The 20909-nt window shown below is 60.1% G+C and carries 16 protein-coding genes; 10 read left to right on the top strand and 6 right to left on the bottom strand.

Annotated elements, in window-relative coordinates:
• Positions 1-24: 24 nt before the first annotated feature.
• The 5 genes from AXG89_RS38520 to AXG89_RS38540 form a co-directional block, all read right to left on the bottom strand.
• A complete protein-coding gene (locus AXG89_RS38520) occupies positions 25-840 on the bottom strand; it encodes an ABC transporter permease (RefSeq protein ID WP_075358287.1) in 816 nt (271 codons plus the stop codon).
• Positions 841-852: 12 nt separating this feature from the next.
• On the bottom strand, positions 853-1689 hold the full coding sequence (locus AXG89_RS38525; protein WP_083637846.1) for an ABC transporter permease: 837 nt from the start codon (positions 1687-1689) through the stop codon (positions 853-855).
• A gap of 40 nt (positions 1690-1729) precedes the next feature.
• A complete protein-coding gene (locus tag AXG89_RS38530; RefSeq protein ID WP_075358288.1) occupies positions 1730-2797 on the bottom strand; it encodes an ABC transporter substrate-binding protein in 1068 nt (355 codons plus the stop codon).
• 63 nt (positions 2798-2860) lie between these two features.
• Positions 2861-3778 carry a TauD/TfdA dioxygenase family protein gene (locus AXG89_RS38535; protein ID WP_075358289.1) on the bottom strand — a complete coding sequence of 306 codons (918 nt, stop codon included), beginning with the start codon at positions 3776-3778 and terminating at the stop codon, positions 2861-2863.
• A gap of 153 nt (positions 3779-3931) precedes the next feature.
• Positions 3932-5296, bottom strand: a complete 1365-nt coding sequence (locus tag AXG89_RS38540; protein ID WP_075358290.1) for an LLM class flavin-dependent oxidoreductase — start codon at positions 5294-5296, stop codon at positions 3932-3934.
• Positions 5297-5881: 585 nt separating this feature from the next.
• Between AXG89_RS38540 and AXG89_RS38550 the strand changes: the two genes are divergently transcribed.
• The 5 genes from AXG89_RS38550 to AXG89_RS38570 all read left to right on the top strand — a co-directional run bounded on the left by AXG89_RS38550 (position 5882) and on the right by AXG89_RS38570 (position 11953).
• Positions 5882-9706, top strand: a complete 3825-nt coding sequence (locus AXG89_RS38550) for a chemotaxis protein CheB (protein ID WP_162916237.1) — start codon at positions 5882-5884, stop codon at positions 9704-9706.
• 181 nt (positions 9707-9887) lie between these two features.
• A complete protein-coding gene (locus tag AXG89_RS38555; RefSeq protein ID WP_075358292.1) occupies positions 9888-10154 on the top strand; it encodes a putative hemolysin in 267 nt (88 codons plus the stop codon).
• A gap of 55 nt (positions 10155-10209) precedes the next feature.
• Complete coding sequence (locus AXG89_RS38560) at positions 10210-10596, top strand: DUF2946 domain-containing protein (RefSeq protein WP_075358293.1); 387 nt, start codon at positions 10210-10212, stop codon at positions 10594-10596.
• Between the two features lie 92 nt (positions 10597-10688).
• Positions 10689-11585: a hypothetical protein gene (locus AXG89_RS38565; protein ID WP_119024817.1), complete on the top strand. Its 897-nt coding sequence runs from the start codon at positions 10689-10691 to the stop codon at positions 11583-11585.
• Positions 11586-11599: 14 nt separating this feature from the next.
• Positions 11600-11953 carry a copper resistance CopC family protein gene (locus AXG89_RS38570; protein WP_075358294.1) on the top strand — a complete coding sequence of 118 codons (354 nt, stop codon included), beginning with the start codon at positions 11600-11602 and terminating at the stop codon, positions 11951-11953.
• 36 nt (positions 11954-11989) lie between these two features.
• On the opposite strand, the gene AXG89_RS38575 is transcribed toward AXG89_RS38570, so the two are convergent.
• Complete coding sequence (locus AXG89_RS38575) at positions 11990-13477, bottom strand: mannitol dehydrogenase family protein (RefSeq protein WP_075358295.1); 1488 nt, start codon at positions 13475-13477, stop codon at positions 11990-11992.
• Positions 13478-13571: 94 nt separating this feature from the next.
• Between AXG89_RS38575 and manD the strand changes: the two genes are divergently transcribed.
• From manD to AXG89_RS38600, 5 genes are all read left to right on the top strand, one after another.
• The gene (gene manD / locus AXG89_RS38580) at positions 13572-14780 is read left to right on the top strand and encodes a D-mannonate dehydratase ManD (RefSeq protein WP_075358296.1); all 1209 of its coding nucleotides are present in this window, start codon (positions 13572-13574) and stop codon (positions 14778-14780) included.
• 56 nt (positions 14781-14836) lie between these two features.
• The gene (locus tag AXG89_RS38585) at positions 14837-15874 is read left to right on the top strand and encodes an L-idonate 5-dehydrogenase (protein WP_075358297.1); all 1038 of its coding nucleotides are present in this window, start codon (positions 14837-14839) and stop codon (positions 15872-15874) included.
• Positions 15875-15933: 59 nt separating this feature from the next.
• A complete protein-coding gene (locus AXG89_RS38590) occupies positions 15934-17232 on the top strand; it encodes an MFS transporter (protein ID WP_075358298.1) in 1299 nt (432 codons plus the stop codon).
• A 117-nt stretch (positions 17233-17349) separates the two neighbouring features.
• A complete protein-coding gene (locus AXG89_RS38595) occupies positions 17350-18222 on the top strand; it encodes a GntR family transcriptional regulator (protein WP_236873622.1) in 873 nt (290 codons plus the stop codon).
• 221 nt (positions 18223-18443) lie between these two features.
• Entirely contained in the window at positions 18444-20681 is a 2238-nt protein-coding gene (locus tag AXG89_RS38600; RefSeq protein ID WP_062002142.1) for an NADP-dependent isocitrate dehydrogenase, read from the top strand.
• The last annotated feature ends 228 nt before the right edge of the window (positions 20682-20909 follow it).

Here is a 20909-nt window from a genome sequence, read left to right on the forward strand (position 1 = left end):
ATATGAAGTAAGAAACAGCGGGAATCAGGCGGTCGGATCGCGAAACCAGCGCCGATGCACGGCACGCGCCAGCGAGTTCAACCCCCACCCGGTGATACCGATCACGATCACGCCGAAGACCACGAGATCCATGCGGAATTGTTCGCTGCCATCGACCAGCGTATTGCCAATGCCGCTGCCGGCAACCAGCAGATACTCGGCGCCGAGCGTCGCGAGCCACGAATAGATCAGCGCGAGATAGACGCCTGTGAAGATGGACGGCAAAGCCGCGGGGATCACGATGCGCGTCACCGTTTGCCATTTGTTATAGCGAAACACGCGTCCTACATCGAGCAATTCGGGCGCGACCGCGCGAATGCCATCGCTCGTGTGCGCCACCACGGGCACAAGCGCTGCCAGCGACAAGAACACGACCTTGGCGAGATCGCCGAGACCGAACCAGACCGAGATCAGCGGGATCCACGCAAACAGGGAAACCTGTTTGAACGTATTGAAGCTCGGCCCGACAAGCCGGTTGGCAAAAGGCGACACGCCAAGCAATGCGCCCAGCGCAAGTCCAAGGCTTGCACCGAGCGTAAATCCCGTCAATTCGCGCGCAAGCGATGCGGAAAGCGCGCGCCACAATGCGCCGGTTCTGACCTGATCGACCGCGGTATGCCAGACCTGCGCAGGCGAAGTCATCATGCCGTGTCCCGTCACCGTGTTGCGCGACAGATACCACCAGGCCGCGAAGGCCGCGACTGGAATGACCCAGCCGCGCCAACGGCCGTTGTTGCCCGAAGCATCGGCGCCGGTAATGGCGCCGGAGCCGGATTCGAGTTCAAGAGACGATGCAGACATAAGCCAGCTCCTTCATGTCAGCCGTGGCGGCGATAACCTGTTCTCGAGCAGCGTGAGCAACCGGTCTGCCGCATAACCGATCGCACCGACAATCAGCACCGAGGCAAGCACGAGATCCAGTTGAAACAACTGGCGCCCGTACACGATCAGATATCCCAGTCCTTCCGACGAAGCCACCAGTTCCACGACTACAAGCGTCAACCACGCCTTGGTGAATGCAAGACGAATTCCGGTGCCGATCACAGGCACGGCCGATGGCAGGACCACGCTGAATATCGTCTGGAAGGGGGAGTACTTGAAGACGCGCGCAACGTCGAGGTAGGCGGGGGGCGTCTTGCGAAATCCCTGCAGCGTGCTGAGCGTGACGGGCACCAGTGCCGCATGTCCAATCAACAGATACTTGAGCGGCTCGCCGATCCCGACCACGATCATCAGGAAGGGCAGCCACCCGAGAACCGGCACCTGGACCACGGCGTTGAAGCTCGGAAGAAAGTACGCCTCAGCGGTGCGCGACAATCCGAGCAAACCGCCCAAAAGCAAACCCAGCACAACGCCACCCGCAAACCCGATCGCGACGCGCGAGAGACTTGCGCTCACGTGCATCCATAGGTCACCGGTTCTGGCGAGACCGCTGAGGGTATCGAAGACAAGCACGGGCGACGGCAGGATCTGCGCCGAGATCCAGCCGTAATGCGAGCCGAGTACCCATGACAACGCGACCGCAGCGGGCAGCAGCCACGGCAGCGCAGTCCAGCCGATCGAGCGTGCGGCAAGCACGGCACGGCGGTCTGCATGAAGTGTTTCAGATGGACTGCCGGGCAATAAAGCGCGGGCAATGCTATTTGCCATGGTCGGATTCTCCGTGGAATGCGTGCAGCAGCTAATGCGCTTACGATTTGATCGGCTTGCCGGAGGCGTCGAAGCGTGGCCAGTAGTTCTCCAGCTTCAAGGTCTTCAACGCCTGGTCGAGGTACTTCGGTTCGAACCAGCCGTTCACGGTGACAGGTTGACGGATCAGGTTCAGGCGCAAGGCGTCATCTGCAACGGATTGATAGCGGGCCACAATAAAAGGATCGAGCAACGGCGAACTGCGGTCCTTAAGCGACTGGTTTGCGTACTCCGATTCCCACGATTCGACCGGCACGCCGCTCTTCGCCCAGAGCGTGAACAGCGCACCTCGATTCGGTTCTTCCGATGACCATTGCGCCGCCTGGACCACCGACGTCACGACTTTTTGAACGACGTCCGGGTGATCGCGCTCGAAGTCATCGAGCACGAGCAGATGCGCCTGACGTGTGTACTGCAGGCCGCCATCACGTGACGCATAGATGATTTTCGCGAGTCCCTGGCGTTGCAACTTGAAGAGCTTGAAGTCGAGGAACACGGCATCGACGCCTTTCGATGCCAGCGCTGCTTGCGAAGCGGCATCGTCGAGATTGATGACACGCAGGTCCTTCTCGGACAATCCGTTGACCTTCAGGACGTTGTCGGCGACGAGCTGAAGATTGGTGCCTCTGAATATCGCGACCCGCTTGCCCTTGAGGTCCTTCACTGTCTTGATGTCGGAATCGGGCGGCACGGCGATATAAACACCAGTACGTACATTCGATTCAATCAGCAACTTGGTCTTGAGTCCGTTCGCTCGCCCGAGTACGGCGGGCAGATCGCCCTGATAGGCGAAGTCGATCTGATGGTTTGCAAGCGCTTCGTTGACAGCGGGCCCGGCGCCCTTGAAAAAGAGCCACTGGACCTTGATGCCGTCGGGCGCGAGTGCATCTTCAACGCGATGCTGCAATTGCGCCGTCGCCGCGGGCGAGCCGCCGAAGACTGGCGGGTCGCCATAGCCTTGCGTGGCAACGCCTATTCGCACGATTGCCGGCCCAGCAGCAAACGCACCGGTGACTGCGGCCAGACCGAGTGTGACCAGAAGAGTACGAAAAAATAGCCGTGTCGTCATTTATTGGAATGGAAAGTGGAGGGAAGGCCGCGCCGGATACAAATCAGCACGGCTGCAGCAGACTTACCGGGCACCGCGTATCGCACGGCTGCGCTGGCCGTCGATACCGACCGGAACATCACCGTGTACCGTCGCGCGACGCACGACACGGCGCGCGCTTTCATCGTAGTCGGCGACTGCATAGTGCTGCGTTGCCCGGTTGTCCCAGATGGCGACATCGCCCTGATTCCAGCGCCAGCGCACCGTGTTTTCGAGGCGGGTGATGTGATCGTGGAACAGTTCTTTCAGGCGGTCGGAATCGCGTTGCGACAAGTTGACGAAACGCTGCACGAAGTGACCGAGCACGAGACTGCGCTCGCCGGTTTCCGGATGCACGCGAACTACCGGATGCTCGGTCTCATACACCGTCGAGGTGAATTGGTCGCGATACGCAAGCTCGGCGTCGGTGCTCGGCGCGCTGCGGTTCGCCGCGTAGTCGTAGGTGTTCGTGTGGATTGCCCGCAATGAATCGGCAAGCGCGCGCAGCGGCTCCGGTAGCCGTTCGTATGCTTCCACGGTGTTCGCCCAGACCGTGTCGCCGCCAGCGGGCGGAATCACCACGCCGCGCAGGATCGAGATCTTCGGATAGGCTTCGACGAAGGTCACGTCGGTATGCCACGAGTTCGCGCGATTGCCGTTCTTCGAGTCGAGTTCGAGCAGGCGGCTTGTGTTCGCAACCGACGGCACCGTAGGATGCGCCACCGTCTCGCCAAAGAGCCTGGCGAAGGCTTCCTGTTCGGCATCGTCGAGATGCGATTGCCCGCGAAAGAAGATGACCTTGTGCTTGAGCAGCGCCGCGTTGATTGCGGCGTGCGTGGAGCTGTCCAGATCTGAGCCGAGACGCACGCCACGGATTTCAGCGCCGATCCGGCCGCCGATCGCATGAATGTCGAGTTCGAGAGAGGGCTCAGCTTGCACTGCAGGCGTAGCAATGAGTGTCATCGGATGTTCCTTTTAAAGGTGGAATGGCTTTTCTCATCGACGATGGCGAAAAGCTGTGGCGCCGATAAATTGAAGCATCCGGACACGTGCGCGGCAACGAAGCGATTGGACTAAGCTTTACAGCTCGGATGCGGGAATCGATAGCACCGGCGTCTAAACCGCCAACGCCGCCTGCCGTTCGGTTTCGTGACGATTGACCGGGCGCTTGAGCCCGAGATTTTCGCGCAGCGTATGGCCTTCATAGTCGCTGCGAAACAATCCACGACGGCGCAGCTCCGGCAGCACCAGCTCGATGAAGTCGTCGAGTCCGCCCGGTAACGTCGGCGGCATCACGTTATAGCCGTCTGCACCGTAGTTGACGAAACGCTCCTCGAGCTGGTCGGCAATATCCTGCGCAGTCCCGACGAGTTGCCAGTGACCGCGTGCACCGGCAACACGCAGGTAAAGCTGCCTGATGGTGAGGTTCTCGCGCCTTGCGAGTTCTATGGTCAGGGCCTGACGGCTCTTGCTTGCGTTGGTTTCGGGCAACTCCGGAATCGGGCCGTCGAGCGGATAACCGGATAAATCGATACCACCGGTCAGGCCCGACACGAGCGCGAGGCCGACCACGGGATCGACCAGCGACTGCAGCGCTTCGAACTTTTCTTGCGCTTCGGATCGCGTGCGCCCGACGATCGGGAACACGCCGGGCATGATCTTGAGATCGTCCGGCTGACGGCCATGTACCGCAAGACGGCCCTTCACATCGGCATAGAAGTCGATTGCATCCTGCAGCGTTTGCTGGGCGGTGAAGATCACTTCCGCAGTGCGCGCGGCGAGGGCGCGGCCGGACTCGGACGATCCCGCTTGCACCAGGACCGGTTGTCCCTGCGGCGATCGCGCTACGTTGAGCGGTCCCTTGACCTGAAAGAAGCGGCCCTTGTGATCGAGCACGTGGCGCTTGTCAGGATCGAAGAAGCGGCCGGTATCTTTGTTGCGTGAGAAGGCGTCGTCTTCCCAGCTATCCCATAGCGCACGCACGACGGTAGCGAATTCGTCCGCGCGTTCATAACGCTCGGCGTGATCGAAATGTTTATCGCGATTGAAATTCTTCGCTTCGTATTCGCTCGATGACGTCACCAGGTTCCAGCCCGCGCGTCCGCCGCTGATATGGTCGAGCGACGCGAACTTCCTTGCCACGTGATAGGGCTCGTTGAAACTGGTCGATGCCGTTGCGACAAAACCGATCCGCGTGGTCACGGCAGCGAGCGCTGACAGCAGGGTGATTGGTTCGAACTGCGCGATATAACTGTGAGCGGTGCGGCTGAGGAAGTCGAGATTGTCGCCGCGTGTGCCCACGCCGTCGGCGAGAAAAATCAGGTCGAACTTCGCGGCTTCGGCGGCCTGTGCAAGCTGTACGTAATGCCGGAAGTTGATGCCTGCGTCGGCCTGACTGTCAGGATGACGCCACGCTGCAATGTGATGTCCCGACGGATAAAGGAAAGCGCCGAGGCGTAGGTGTCCGGTTCGTTTTGGCATTGTGCGTGGCGGTGACGTTAGGGCTGAGGCGGGTCTCTCGCCACGCGACGATTGCGACGGACGGTGGCATCGAGTATGGAAGCTGCAGCGTCGATTCGTCCGCGGTTACCTCAATCGATCCGCTGCATGCGAGTCCGATCATAAGGAGCGATGCAACGCAGTGGAACCGAGCATTGCTTCGATCGTTTCCATGCGTGGTGATTTACGCCTGAATGCTGGCTTACAGGTGCGACGCTCGTCTCAACTCGATGGTCGAACCCAGTTGATCGTAACGGTGCGCATCGGTTGGCATGTGTTCGCGGCGCTCGCACATCATTTCGTATTCCAGATGCCACCCTGACCCGCATGATCCGGTTTTCGCGCGACAGGTAGCGGAGCTGGAATCTGGAACATTTGTCCAGTAGTGCATAATCGGGGCGCGGTCAGTCTGTCATCGCGCATCGGCGTTCGATCAATCCGAACCGGCGCCCAACGGACGCCCTTGCTTTCAATCGAGCTGCTTGAGAGCTGATTTCGTTTTTTGCTCCGCGTCGAGTGACCCGAGCCGGCGAATGTAAGAGGCTGCACATCGTCACGGGGGCATCGGTGACAACCATCGGCACAAGAATCGAAGAACAGCCGGCATCGTTCACTGTAGTGGGCATTGGCGCGTCAGCCGGCGGCCTCGAAGCCATCTCCGAGTTGCTCGCCGGCATTGCACCGGCGAGCGGCATGGCCTTTCTCGTGGTCCAGCATCTGGCGCCGCTGCGGCCAAGCCTGCTCCCGGACATCCTGTCGAAACAGACTGCGATGCCGGTTATCGAGGCGCGCGACGGCATGAGCATCGAGATCGACCACGTTTATGTCATCCCGCCCAACGCCAGCATGTCGGTCGCGGAGCGCCAGATCCGGTTGCGGCCGCGCGGAGAGACACTCGGCCCGCCAATGCCGGTCGACGATCTGTTCGATTCGCTTGCCGCCGATCTGGGCGTCGATGCAATCGGCGTGATCCTGTCCGGCAACGGCTCGGACGGCGCGCTCGGGCTGCAAGCCATTCAGGGCGAAGGCGGCATCACCTTCGCGCAGGACCCGGCTTCGGCCCGTCACAGCAGCATGCCGCGTGCGGCAATCGGCCTTGGCTGTGTCGACAGCGTGCTGTCGCCTTCTGATATTGCCCGGGAAATCGGGCGCGTTGGCCGCTACCCGAAGCGCGCGCTCGACCAGCTCGAATTGATGGGACCTGCCACCGATCCTGGCGACCAGAGCTTGCGCCCTCTATTCCGGCTACTGCGCAACGCGTGCAATATCGACTTTACCTACTACAAGCGCGGTACCGTCCAGCGCCGCCTGTCCCGCCGCATGGCGCTGCGCGAGCTGACCTCGGTGAACGACTACGTCACGTTGCTCGATTCCGATCCCGTGGAAACACAGGCGCTAGGGCGTGACCTTCTGATTCGTGTGACCGAATTTTTCCGTGATCCTGACACGTTCGATGAATTGGCCCGGACCGTGTTTCCGCGATTGATCGGCGCTTTGCAATCACCGGATCTGCCCGACTCGCGCACGCCCATCCGGATCTGGGTGCCGGGATGTGCAAGCGGCGAAGAGGTCTATTCCATCGCAATCTGCCTGATGGAGTATCTCGACGGGCGCGGTTCCAATATGCAAATCCAGTTCTTCGGCACCGACGTCAGCGTCGATGCGCTGAAGACCGCGCGCGCCGGCCGCTACATCGAGAACATTGCGCGCAACGTGTCGCCCGAGCGCCTCGAGCGTTTCTTTGTTCGCGATGGCGATCACTATTGCGTAGACAAGTCGATCAGAAGTCTCTGCACGTTTGCCCGTCACAACGTCGCAACCGACCCGCCGTTCTCGAGGATCGACCTGATCAGTTGCCGCAACTTGCTGATCTACCTCGACCCGATGCTTCAGCGCAACGTCATGCCGTTGTTTCACTACGCATTGGCGCCCGATGGTGTCCTGATGCTCGGACCATCCGAATCGGTTGGCGCATCTTCTGAGCTGTTCAGCGTCATTCCGAGTGTGGCGAGCAAGCTCTACATCAAAAAGCCGCGCCCGGGACGACCACGGATGGGCCTCCCTGTAACGAGGCCGACGCCGCAAATGAACATCGCTGCAACGCCCCTGGTCAGCGGCCGCGAAAATGCCTCGCGCGCCGAATTGTTGCGACGCGAAGTCGATCGCATGACGCTCGCGCGATACACCCCGCCAAGCGTGCTGTGCGATGAAGAGTTGAACATTCTCGAATTTCGCGGCGATACCGCAGCCTTCCTCGTCAATCCAAGCGGTCCGCCGACCAGCAGTCTGAAGCGTCTGGCGCGACCGGAGGTCTTCCTTGCTGTTGACGAGGCTGTCAGGCAGGCGCGCCTTGGAGCCACGGTCATTGCGAGACACGGGCTGCGCCTGAACAATGCGGCAGGCGGTGGACGGGCGCGCACTGTTGCGCTCGAGGTGCATCCGGTTCAGATATCCGACGTCCCCGGCCGGTTTTTCCTCATCTATTTCGAGGCGCCTGCGGAACGGGCCGCCACGCTGCGCTGGGCCAGCCGTGAATCATTGGTGAAAATGGCCGGGCAGGCCTTCCGGAATGCGACGGGACGTTTGGCTCAGACCGGCCACGGTGACAAGGATATTGAAATCGCGCGGCTGGATGCCGAGCTCGAAGGCAGCCACCGGCATCTTCTTGCCATGCTCGAGGAACACGAGACCGCGCGGGAGGATCTTCGGGCCAGCGAGGAAGAGCTGCTGTCGAGCAACGAGGAATTCCAGAGTACCAATGAGGAACTGGAGACCGCGAAGGAAGAACTGCAATCGGTCAACGAAGAACTGACGACCACCAACGACGAACTGCGTTATCGCAATCATGAGCTGAAGAGCGCCATTGACGAGGCCGCTCGTGCACGCGATTTCGCGCAGGCCATTGTCGAGACCATGTCGGAACCGTTGCTCGTGCTGGAAGCCGATCTCAAGATCACGCTTGCCAATCGCGCCTTTTATCAAACGTTCCAGACTTCGCCGGACCAGACCATCGGCACGAAGCTTTATGACCTTGGCAACGAGCAGTGGAACATCCCCGCGTTGAGGGAACTGCTCGAGGATCTGCTTCCGCAGAAAACGACCGTCCGCGATTTTCAGATCACGCATGAATTTACCGGCATCGGTTTGCGCACGATGCAACTCAACGCAATGCGGGTTGCATGGCCGGCGCAAGCGCTCATCTTGCTGACCATCGCCGATGTGACCCGGCAACATCAGGCGTTCGACCGGCTCCAATCCGCCGATCAGCAGAAGGACGAATTCCTCGCCATGCTCGCGCATGAGTTGAGGAACCCGCTTGCCGCTATTCGCAACGGCTTGCAGGTTTGGGGAAGTGGCAATGCGGACATGGAGGGGCAGAAGATCGCTCGTGAGGCTGCGCAGCGACAACTGGATCACGAGATCCGGCTGGTCGAGGATCTGCTGGATGTATCTAGAATCACGCGCGGCATCATCGTTCTGAAGCCCGAGAAGATCGATCTGGTCGAGACCGTGCATCGCGCGGTGGAAGCCATGCGCACGGAATTCGAGGCTTGCCGGCACGAGGTCACGCTGGCGCTGCCTATGGACGTATTGCCGATCGCGGCGGACGCAATGCGCATTGAGCAAGTCGTGATCAACCTGCTCGGCAATGCAATCAAATACACGCCGCCGGGCGGCCATATCCGCATCTGCGTCGAGCGGCGCTTCGACGATGCCCTCTTGACGCTGGCCGACAACGGCATTGGCATGTCGGCCGACCTGATCCCCACGATCTTCGACATCTTTGTCCAGGCGGAGCGTTCTCTCGACCGCAAGGCGGCGGGCCTGGGGCTTGGGCTGGCGCTGGTGCATCGGCTGGTCGAATTGCATCACGGCAGCGTGCATGCGTTTAGCGAAGGGCTCAACCGGGGCAGCAAGTTCGTGGTGCGCCTGCCTGCGTTGCCGCGCGGCACCGTTCCGGATGAACCGCTGCACGCGGCGATCCATGCTGCGCCGGAGTTCGGGATCATGCGCATCCTTGTTGTCGATGACAATGTGGATGCGCTGGAGAGCAGCGCGGCGCTGTTACGTATCGATGGTCACGTGGTGCAGACCGCGCGGGATGGCGCCACCGCCTTGCGCTGTGCCGTCGAGTTCAGCCCCGACGTTGTCCTGCTCGATATCGGCCTGCCGGAGATGGACGGGTATGAGGTCGCACGGCGCTTGCGTTTGCTGCCGGAACTGCACGACACCTTGCTGATTGCGCATAGTGGTTACGGCGAGGAAGAGCATCTTCAGCGTGCCCGCGAGGCGGGCTTCGATCACCATCTCGTGAAGCCTGCCGACCTCAGTCAACTGAGCGCGATCATCGCGGTTTGTCGTGAAAGAGGTTTTCCGATGGGGAATCATTAGAGGAGCGGATGCCCGGTGAACTACTACGCTGCCCCACACTGACTTATCCACAGATTCTGTTGGCAAGGCTGTGGAGAAGTCCTGGGAACACGCGGCAAGGCATTGATTTCAATCGGATGTATCGGTCTGCTTCGCGCCGACTATAATCGCCGCGATCTTTCACAAGTTTGGTTTTATCGTCATGAATTCCCAGTCAATCTTTTTACTCAACACTGCAGCCGCAGTGGTGCTGACCACCGCCATGAGCGCGTGCGCATCGCAGGAAAACGCGCAAAGACCTAGCCCCGTCGGCCTGGCGAACCCCGCCTCCCGATACTGCATCAGCCTCGGCGGAAGACGCGAAACACGCAAGGATGCCGCCGGCAACCAATCGAGCGTCTGTCGGCTGCCCGACGGCACCACCATCGATGAATGGGCGCTTTTTCGGCGGGATCATCCCCAGCCGTGACCGATAGCCGCATGTCATAATCCGCGCAGACCATCGGCGGATAACCGGGCGCGACATGTTGAGCCGTTTTTATCGAAAGATTGGCAGCCTGCTGGGATTGCTTGCGATCCTCATGGCAACGCTTGCGCCAACGGTTTCTCACAGCCTGGCGGCAAATCATCCAGGCGATGGCATGCAGGACGAGCATTGTTCAATGCCGTCCATGCAGGGTGCATCGGCCGAAGGCAAGCCGGACGCCGATAAACACACCCAAATGTCCGACGGCCAGGACTGCGCATACTGCAGCTTGCTCGCTCACATGCCCGCCGTGCCGACTGTGCAGGCACTGTTCGCCACCACGATCCGGCTGACACAACATCAAGTTGCCACGCGCTTCGAAAGTGTCGTGCGCGTCGAGCCTTACACCTTCGTCCAGCCTCGCGCGCCACCCGTTTTGTCCTGATCTGATTCCACGAATACATAGCCGGGTCGCACGCCGTATCAACGGCGTGCGACGGCTTGACGACGACCTGTCACCAGACCAAACGGATCACCATGCGAACCTTTTCAACGCGCAGCGCGGCGCCGCTGCTTGCGTCGTCGATTCTTTCGACTGCCGCTACCGCCTGCTTCCTGATTCCATCTCCAGCCCACGCACATGCGGTTGCGGGCGACCGTGTCTTTCCATCAACCCTGTCGGTAGACGACCCCGGTGTCGGCGATGAAGCCAATTTCCAGTACGGCCATCAACGCGTACCGGGAGACAACGGCGATCAAAGCATCAATACCTTCGATGCCGAATACGACAAGCTCATTACGCCACGGTTGGCGGTATCGGTGGGCGAGACCTATGTGATGCAGAACAACCCGAAGGCGCGCGGTTTTGACAACCTCGATGTCGGCGTGAAGTACCTGCTCTACGTGAACGAGGCACACGAGTTCATGACATCGGTTGGCCTGGATGCCGAGATTGGCGGCACAGGAAGCCACGCCATAGCAGACAGCTTCTCGACGCTTTCGCCGACGATCTTTGCGGGCAAGGGCATGGGTGATCTCCCGGATTCGCTCGCCTATCTGCGACCGATCGCTATCACCGGCGAAGCCGGTCCCGCGCTGACCACGGGCGCCGGCCAGCCGAATGCGTTCAATTACGGCTTCACCGTTCAATACAGCCTGCCGTACTTGCAGCAGCACGTCCATGACCTCGGTTTGCCGCAACCGCTGTCGAATATCGTCCCGCTGGTTGAAGTTCCATTGTCACGCAGCCAGGGGCAGACCACCGGCACCGTGAACCCGGGTTTTATCTGGATCAACCGCTATGGACAGTTCGGCGTGGAGGCGCAGATCCCGATCAACCGGGCGAGCGGATCGCATGTAGGCATTCTGGTCCAGGCCCATATTTTCTTTGATGACGTCGCGCCGAACACCATCGGCAAGCCGCTGTTCCAGTAACGAGGATATCCCCGATGAAAACCAGATATTCAATCACGCTCGCCGCCGGGCTGCTGTTTGCTGTCAACGCATTCGCGCACGTGTTCCCGCAAAAGCAGGAGCCGGGAGCGGGGGCTTCAGTGGAGTCGCCCGCGCAGGCGAAGATTACGTTCGATGGGCCGCTGGAACCGGCGTTCACCGTGCTCACCGTCACCGACGCCGCCGGCAAGCAGGTCAATACCGCCAAATCGACAGTCGATGCCCAACAGCCGACGATCGCTACCGTCGCGCTGCCGGTTCTGCCGCCGGGGCACTACATCGTTCATTGGGCTGCGGTAGCGGACGATGGACATAGAACGCATGGCGATTACCCGTTCGATGTGAAATAAAACCCGTTCGGGGTTCATCGCCAGCCTTGAGCGGCTTTATGGCTGCAGGGCCGCGTGCTCAATCGCGGCTCTTGCCCCCTTGTTCAATTGCACGACCGCCGCAATCAGCTCATGGCGAAAGGTTTTACTCGATGCCAGCTCGGCGTCGAATACTTCGCGGCATCCAAGCACGGCATCGACAAGTTCTTCCGGCGTATTGCCAGCGCTTTCCACCAGCAATGTGAGCTTTGCAGCCATCGGATCATTGATCGAAAACGTGGAACCATCGTCGGCGCGGCCGCGCAAGAATACGAACCACGCTGCCACGCCAAGGGCGAGTCGCGCGATCGATTCACCCCGCGCCAATCGCGCTGAAATCGTCCCGAGCAAGCGCGGCGGGATCTTCTGACTTCCATCCATCGCGATCTGCGCACAGCGATGCTTGAGCGCCGGATTCGAATAACGTTCTATCAACGCATCGCGATACGCCATCAGATCGAAAGTGCGCGGAACGGTTAGCGTGGGTGCGATCTCATGCGTCATCATCGCGTGAATCAGCGTTCGCACAGGCGGGAAAGACATGGCTTCATCGATAGTCGCAAAACCGCCAAGCATGGAGAGATAAGCGAGCGTGGAATGCGTGGCGTTCAGCATGCGCAGCTTGGCGAGCTCGAAAGGCATGACGTCATTCACCAACTGCGCGCCAACGCGGTCCCAAGCGGGCCGCCCAGCCGGAAAGCGATCCTCGATCACCCATTGGCGGAACGGTTCGCACGGGACCGGCGCGTCGTCGCGCAAGCCCAGTGCGCTCATTGCGGCATCGCGATCAGCATCCGTTGTGGAAGGGACGATGCGGTCCACCATCGTGGATGGAAACGCCACCTCGCGTTCGATCCATGCGGCGAGGTTTGTATCGAGTGCGCTTGCATATGAGCAGACGACTTGCCGCAAGGCTGCGCCGTTGTGCGAGAGGTTGTCGCACGAAAGCACGGTGAACGGTGCTGCGCCCGCGTCACGCCGCGCGCGCAGAGCGGCGACCAGGATACCCGGGACGGTGCCTGGCTCGTCGGGGTTGTGAACATCATGCGCGACGCCGGGATGCGCAAGGTCTACGTCGCCGGATGTCGGATCGCGGCAATATCCCTTCTCCGTCACGGTCAGCGAGACGATGCGAACGTTGGTATTGGCGAGCAATTCGAACAGGCGAATGCGATCGTGCGGCATGGCAAGCACTTCACGCAGCGCACGCACGACGGTCGTTTTCACACCATCAGGTCCGCGTTCCACCACGCTATACAAACCGTCTTGCGCCATCAATGCGTCGCGCTTGGTGACGTCGCCCTGCAAAGTGACGCCGCATATCCCCCAGTCGCCACCGGCGGCGAGCATGGCTTCTTCCGTATAGACGGCCTCGTGCGCCCGATGAAAATTGCCGATGCCCAGATGCACGATGCCAATGGATGGCTCCCGCCACCCCTGTCCAAGCACATGACTCTCCTTGAGCGATGCCAGCGCATCGCGACACAGCCTTGATTTAGCGTTCATTTGATAACCCCTAGCCGGGAAAACCCTTGATTGACGTCTTCGTCTACTTGTATGGTAGCATCATTTCCAACGATAGAATCTCAAGGAAAGCCCCATGAAAATTGTCCGTGCCGACGTCATCGTCACATGTCCGGGCCGCAATTTCGTCACATTGAAAGTAGTGACGGACGAAGGGGTCTACGGCATTGGCGACGCCACGTTGAATGGCCGCGAACTGGCCGTGGCGTCTTACCTGAAGGATCACGTTTGCCCGATGCTGATCGGGCGTGATCCGGGTCGTATCGAAGATATGTGGCAGCTTTTATACAAGGGCGCTTACTGGCGGCGCGGTCCGGTGACCATGACCGCCATTGCAGCGGTGGATGTCGCGCTGTGGGACATTCTCGGCAAGGTCGCGAACCTGCCGCTGTACAAGCTCCTCGGCGGCGCATCGCGTGAAAGCGTGATGGTGTACGGACACGCAACAGGCCGCGATATTCCCGAAGCGCTCGACCGCTATGCGGACCATGTAGAGCAGGGCTACCAGGCGATCCGCATTCAGTGCGGCGTGCCGAACATGCGGTCGGTTTACGGCGTATCGAAAGGCTCGGGCATGTATGAACCCGCGACCAAAGGCGTGGTGGAAGAGCAGACGTGGTCATCGGAGAAGTATCTCGACTTCGTGCCGAAACTCTTCGAGGCAGTGCGCGACAAGTTCGGCTTCGATACCCATCTGCTTCACGATGTACATCACCGTCTCACACCCATCGAAGCCGCGCGTCTCGGCAAGTCGGTCGAGCCGTATCGGCTCTTCTGGATGGAAGACCCCACGCCTGCCGAGAACCAGGCCGGTTTCCGCCTGATCCGCGAGCACACCGTGACGCCGATTGCCGTGGGCGAAGTGTTCAACAGCATCTGGGACTGCAAGCAGCTCATTGAAGAGCAACTCATCGATTACATCCGCGCGACGCTCACACATGCCGGCGGTATTACCCACCTGAAGCGCATCGCGGATTTCGCTTCGCTTTATCAGGTGCGCACGGGTTGTCATGGGCCTTCAGATCTGTCGCCTGTCTGCATGGGCGCCGCGTTGCATTTCGACTTGTGGGTGCCGAACTTCGGCGTGCAGGAATACATGGGTTTTCCGGCGGAAGCGCTCGATGTTTTCCCGCACGCATGGACGTTCGAGCGCGGCACGATGCATCCCGGCGATGCACCCGGCCACGGCGTCGACATAGACGAAGAACTCGCCGCACGCTATCCATATGACCCGGCGTACCTGCCGGTTGCACGTCTTGAGGACGGCACGCTCTGGAACTGGTGATCCGCATCGCCTGAGCAGAATCATCGCGTCGAACATCAATATCAACGGAGTCTCTCATGCTTGCAGCCGTCCTTTACGAACCGAAACGCTTGCGTATCGATGAAGTCAATGCCCCTCAACCCCAACCCGGCCAGGTCCAGATTCGCGTGCGCGCGGGCGGTATCTGCGGGTCGGATCTGTCGTATTACTTCAAGGGCAAAAGCGGCGACTTCGCGGTGCGTGAGCCGTTCGTGCTGGGTCACGAGGTTGCGGGCGAGATCGCGGCGCTTGGCGCCGGCGTCACAGGCCTACGCGTCGGCCAACGCGTTGCGGTGAACCCGGGGCTCAACTGCGGCGAGTGCCGGTTCTGCGTGAAGGGCATGACCAATCATTGCCTCAACATGCGCTTCATGGGCAGTGCTTCAACGTTCCCGCATATGCAAGGCATGTTTCGTCAGTACATTGCCGTTGCCGCGCGGCAATGCGTGCTCGTGCCCGACACACTTGGCTTCGCCCAGGCGTCCATGGCCGAACCGCTCGCCGTCGCCTTGCATGCGCTGAGGCATGCAGGCTCGCTCGTCGGCGCACATGTGCTCGTGGTCGGATGCGGGCCGATCGGCTGCATTTTGTTGTCGGTTGCGCGGCGTGCGGGGGCGCATCGTCTGGTTGCACTGGATCTGGCCGAGAAGGCGTTGCAGATGGCCACGACGCTCGGCGCGGATCAGACCGTGCTCGCCACTGATCAAAAGCAAGTCGATGCATGGTCGCAGTCGCGCGGCACGTTCGATGTCGTCATCGAGGCATCGGGCAGCCCCGCGGGACTCGATACCGCCCTGCGTGCAGCGCGCGCCGGCGGCACGGTGATCCAGGTGGGGAATCTGCCTGCGGGGCAATCGCCCGTTGCGGCCAATCTCGTGATGGCGAAGGAGTTGCGCTATCAGGGGTCGTTCCGTTTCACCGATGAATACGCGGTCGCCGCCGAAGAGATCGCCACGGGCAAGATCGACCTGAGCCCGTTGATGACGCATGTCTTCCCACTTGCGGACGCGAACCGCGCGTTCGAAGTCGCACATGACCGAAACCAGTCGATGAAAGTCCATCTGCAGTTCGACTAAAACCCATCTACGCATCGCCAAGCGCCCGATTGCATAGAGGCGTAAATCAGGAGACGTCCATGTTCAAGAGCCAACGCTGGTTCGTAGTCGGTTTGCTGTTTCTTGCGGGAGTGATCAATTATCTCGATCGCGCCGCGCTCTCCATTGCCGCGCCGCTCATTCAGAAGGACCTGAACTTCTCGCATGCGCAAATGGGTATTGTGTTCAGCAGCTTTTTTATCGGCTATGCGCTGTTCAACTTCATTGGCGGCGTGGCGTCGGACAAGATCGGCGCGAAGAAAGTGTTCGGCGCGTCCATGGGCATCTGGTCGGTCTTCTGCGGCGCCACTGCTCTGGCGAGCAGCCTGGGATCGCTGATCGTGTTGCGCGTGTTGTTCGGCATGGGCGAAGGGCCGTTCAGTTCGTCCAACAGCAAGATGGTCAACAACTGGTTTCCGCGCCGAGAAGTAGCGAGCGCGATCGGCGTGATCAGTTCCGGTACGCCGCTTGGCGGCGCGCTCGCGGGACCTGTAGTCGGTTATCTGGCAATACGGTTTGGCTGGCGCTGGGCGTTCGTCGCAATCATGGTGCTGGGACTCATGTGGCTCGTGCTGTGGTCGTTGACCACCACCGAAAGGCCGCAGCAGAACAAGCGCGTTTCCGCCAGTGAACTTGCGTTGATTGTCGAGGGACAACAGCAGGCTTCATCGATGGAAAGCGCACCCGCGGGCGAGAAACTCGGCCTGCGTTTCTACCTGAAGCAGCCGATCATCCTTGCGACGGCATTCGCGTTTTTCTCCTACAACTACGTGCTGTTCTTCTTCCTGTCGTGGTTCCCGACTTACCTCATGGAAGCCCATCATCTGTCGCTGCATGACATGAGCATTGCGACCGTGATTCCTTGGGTGCTCGGAAGCATTGGTCTCGCCGCAGGCGGTTTTATCACCGACATGATCCTGCGCATCACCGGCAAGCCCTTGCTCGCGCGCCGCATGGTCCTGTCCGTGTGCCTCGGCGCAGCGGCCGTGTGCGTGGGCTTTGCCGGACGCGTGGAAAGCATGCAGGGCGCGGTTGCGTTGATGTCCGTGTCCATCTTCTTCCTGTACGTGACCGGCGCGGTCTATTGGGCCGTGATCCAGGATACGGTTCGCCGCGAGAACGTCGGCGGCGTGGGCGGGTTCGTGCATCTGCTCGCGAATCTTGCCGGCGTGATCGGGCCGGCGGTGACGGGGTTCATCGTGCAGGCCACACATGGTGCTTACGGTAGTGCGTTCGTGCTTGCGGGCGCCGTTGCGGTGCTCGGCGCGCTGTGTTCGCTCATATGGATTCGCGAGCCGCGCGGCAAAGGTGTCGGCACGCGGCGGGTGGTTGTATCGTAGGTTCGTGCATGCCGGAGGGTCCGATCCGGCAACAGCCGCGTGGTAGTATGGTAGATGACAAGCCGAGCTTTTTTGTTTGGCGCGTTGTCTATTTACTTCCTCGTTCAGGTGCGGGTCATGGTGATGAAAAAGGTCCTGTCGGCTCCCACACGACCAGGCGCGCCCTCGGCAAACGGCGTGAACAAAAGCGCAGGCGCCGCATCTTCGTTGATTGCACCGGTTGCATCGTCCAGAGGTCGCGGCCGCGCGTCGGAAACACGAATCGCGCTGCCCAACTTGCGCGGCCAGCTTCAGGTGGACTCGCACGAGCCTATCGGCAAGCAGATCTTTCGCGCGTTGCGGGAAGCGATCTTTTCCGGCTTGCTCGTTCCCGGCACGCCGCTGTCCGAAACAGAAGTATCGGAGATGTTCGATGTATCGCGGCAACCCGTTCGCGAAGCGTTCATCAAACTTGTCGAATCTGGCGTGCTGCAGGTTTTGCCTCAGCGCGGGACTTTCGTCAAAAAGATATCGCCGAGGCGAGTCCGCGAAGGCCGGTTCATCCGCGAAGCCATCGAGGCCGCCGTCGCGCGCAAAGCCGCAATGGCGATCACTGACTCGCAACTGTCAGATCTCGCCGATAACCTGCGCGACCAGAAAGTCGCGGCCAAGGTCAACGACACCTCCGCCTTCCTCGCGCTCGACGAGCGGTTTCATTTCCTGATCGCGCAATCCATAGACTGCGTGGCCGCGTGGGACACCATCCAGGACATCAAGGCGCAGATGGACCGCGTGCGGTACCTGAGCTTGCCCGATGTCTCGCCACTGGAGCTCATCATCAGGCAGCACGCGCGGATTGTGAGCGCGCTGAAGGCGCATGACGCCGATGGAGCCGAGGAGGCCATGCGTGCCCACTTGCGGGAGATATTGACCTCCCTGAAGCCCGTTGCCGAGCGCAATCCCGACTGGTTCGAGCCGGACGAGCCCGAGCGGGTTCAACTCACCATATAGCGGCGTGCCGAAAAACGTCCGCAGGCATTCCACATCCCGAAATAGAAAGTACTCAAGCCGGTCTCGTCGGGACGCGAAAGTTAATTCCCGGTCGTAAAACCAGACCTAAAAAGACCGGTTAAATCCCTTCGAAAGAAAAATGAGGCAAAATTCAATGGTTAACGCCGGTTTGTGACGCGGCCGGCGGCGTTTCAACCTCTTTCCCTTTTCTCGGATTAGCGATGAGCACCCAACAACCCACGATCATCTACACCCTGACTGACGAGGCTCCGCTGCTGGCGACCAACGCCTTTCTGCCCATCATCCGCACGTTCACCGCGCCGGCAGGAATCAACGTCACCACCAGCGACATCTCGGTCGCCGGCCGTATCCTGGGTGAGTTCCCCGAGTTCCTGACCGAAGAACAACGCGTTCCCGACAACCTCGCCGAACTCGGCCGCCTGACGTTGCTGCCTGAAACCAACATCATCAAGTTGCCGAACATCAGCGCGTCGCAGCATCAGTTGATTGGTGCGATCAAGGAACTGCAGGGCAAGGGCTACAAGATCCCCGACTTCCCCGAAGACCCGAAGACGGACGCAGAGAAGTCGATTCGCCAGCGTTACTCCAAGTGCCTCGGCAGCGCCGTGAACCCCGTGCTGCGCGAAGGCAACTCCGACCGCCGCGCGCCTGCCGCCGTCAAGAACTATGCGCGCAAGAATCCGCACAGCATGGCCAAGTGGAGCATGGCTTCGCGCACCCACGTGGCGCACATGAAGCACGGCGATTTCTATCATGGCGAAAAGTCCATGACGATCGACCATGCGCGCGACGTCAAGATGGAACTCGTCAGCAAGAGCGGCAAGACCATTGTGCTCAAGCCGAAGGTGTCGCTGCTGGAAGGCGAGATCATCGACAGCATGTTCATGAGCAAGAAGGCGCTGTGCGACTTCTACGAAGAACAGATGGAAGATGCGCGTGAAACCGGCGTGATGCTGTCGCTGCACGTGAAGGCCACCATGATGAAGGTCTCGCACCCCATCGTGTTCGGTCACGCCGTGAAGATTTTCTACAAGGATGCGTTTGCCAAGCACGGCAAGCTCTTCGATGAACTCGGCGTCAACGTCAACAACGGCCTCGTCAATCTGTACGACAAGATTGAAAGCCTGCCGAGCTCCAAGCGCGAAGAAATCATCCGTGACATGCATGCTTGCCACGAGCATCGTCCGGAACTCGCAATGGTCGATTCCGCCAAGGGCATCTCCAACCTGCACGCGCCGAACGACGTGATCGTGGATGCATCCATGCCCGCGATGATCCGCATTGGCGGCAAGATGTGGGGCGCCGATGGCCGTCCGAAAGACACCAAGGCCGTGATTCCAGAAAGCACGTTTGCGCGTATCTATCAGGAGATCATCAACTTCTGCAAGACCAACGGCAACTTTGATCCGGTCACCATGGGCACCGTGCCGAACGTCGGTTTGATGGCGCAGCAGGCTGAGGAGTACGGTTCGCACGACAAGACGTTCGAAGTGCCGGAAGCGGGTGAAGCGCGCATTGTCGATATCGCCACGGGCGAAGTGCTGTTGACGCAGAACGTGGAAGAGGGCGATATCTGGCGTATGTGCCAGGTGAAGGACGCGCCGATTCGCGACTGGGTGAAGCTCGCTGTGACGCGTGCGCGCAACTCCGGCATGCCGGCGATTTTCTGGCTGGACCCGTATCGTCCGCACGAAGCCGAGATGATCAAGAAGGTCGAAACGTATTTGAAGGATCACGATACGACCGGTCTGGACATTCAGATCATGTCGCAGGTTCGTGCGATGCGTTACACGCTTGAGCGCGTGATTCGCGGTCTGGATACGATTTCGGTGACGGGCAATATCCTGCGCGATTACCTGACGGACTTGTTCCCGATCATGGAACTGGGAACCAGCGCGAAGATGCTTTCTATCGTTCCGTTGATGGCTGGTGGCGGGATGTATGAGACGGGCGCGGGTGGGTCGGCGCCTAAGCATGTCAAGCAGTTGGTTGAGGAGAACCATCTGCGTTGGGATTCGTTGGGGGAGTTTTTGGCGCTGGCTGTGTCGCTTGAAGATCTGGGTATCAAGACCGGGAACGCGAAGGCCAAGGTTCTTGCAAAGACGCTCGATGCCGCGACCGGGTTGCTGCTTGAGAACAACAAGAATCCTTCGCCGAAGACCGGGCAACTGGATAACCGCGGTAGTCAGTTTTATCTGGCTATGTATTGGGCGCAGGAACTGGCCAAGCAGACGGATGATGCTGAGTTGGCGGGGTTGTTCGCGCCGCTGGCAAAGCGTTTGACCGAGGATGAAGCTACGATCGTTGCCGAGCTGGCTGCTGTGCAGGGACATGCGGCTGATATTGGTGGGTATTACTGGCCTGATGTTGAGAAGCTTGGGGCGGTTATGCGGCCTAGTAAGACGTTGAATGCGGCGTTGGGGACGGTTAAGGGTTGAGGCTTTGAGCCGCTCTATGGATTAGGGCGGTTCTCACTCAGCTAGCGATTTAGGGGCTCCTTCCGGCGATAGCAGGAAGGAGCCCTTGATTTTTACTGTAGTGTGTCTGTTTTTCGGCCTGAGCGGACACTGACCACACTGCATTAACGCGGGCGAATGACCCCTTTGGGGCGCTCCGCCATGTGGCGCCGATCGGCCAATTCCCGTCATTCATGATTGATCTTCTAC

This window comes from Burkholderia sp. PAMC 26561, from assembly GCF_001557535.2.
In the GTDB taxonomy this organism is placed as follows: Bacteria; Pseudomonadota; Gammaproteobacteria; order Burkholderiales; family Burkholderiaceae; genus Caballeronia.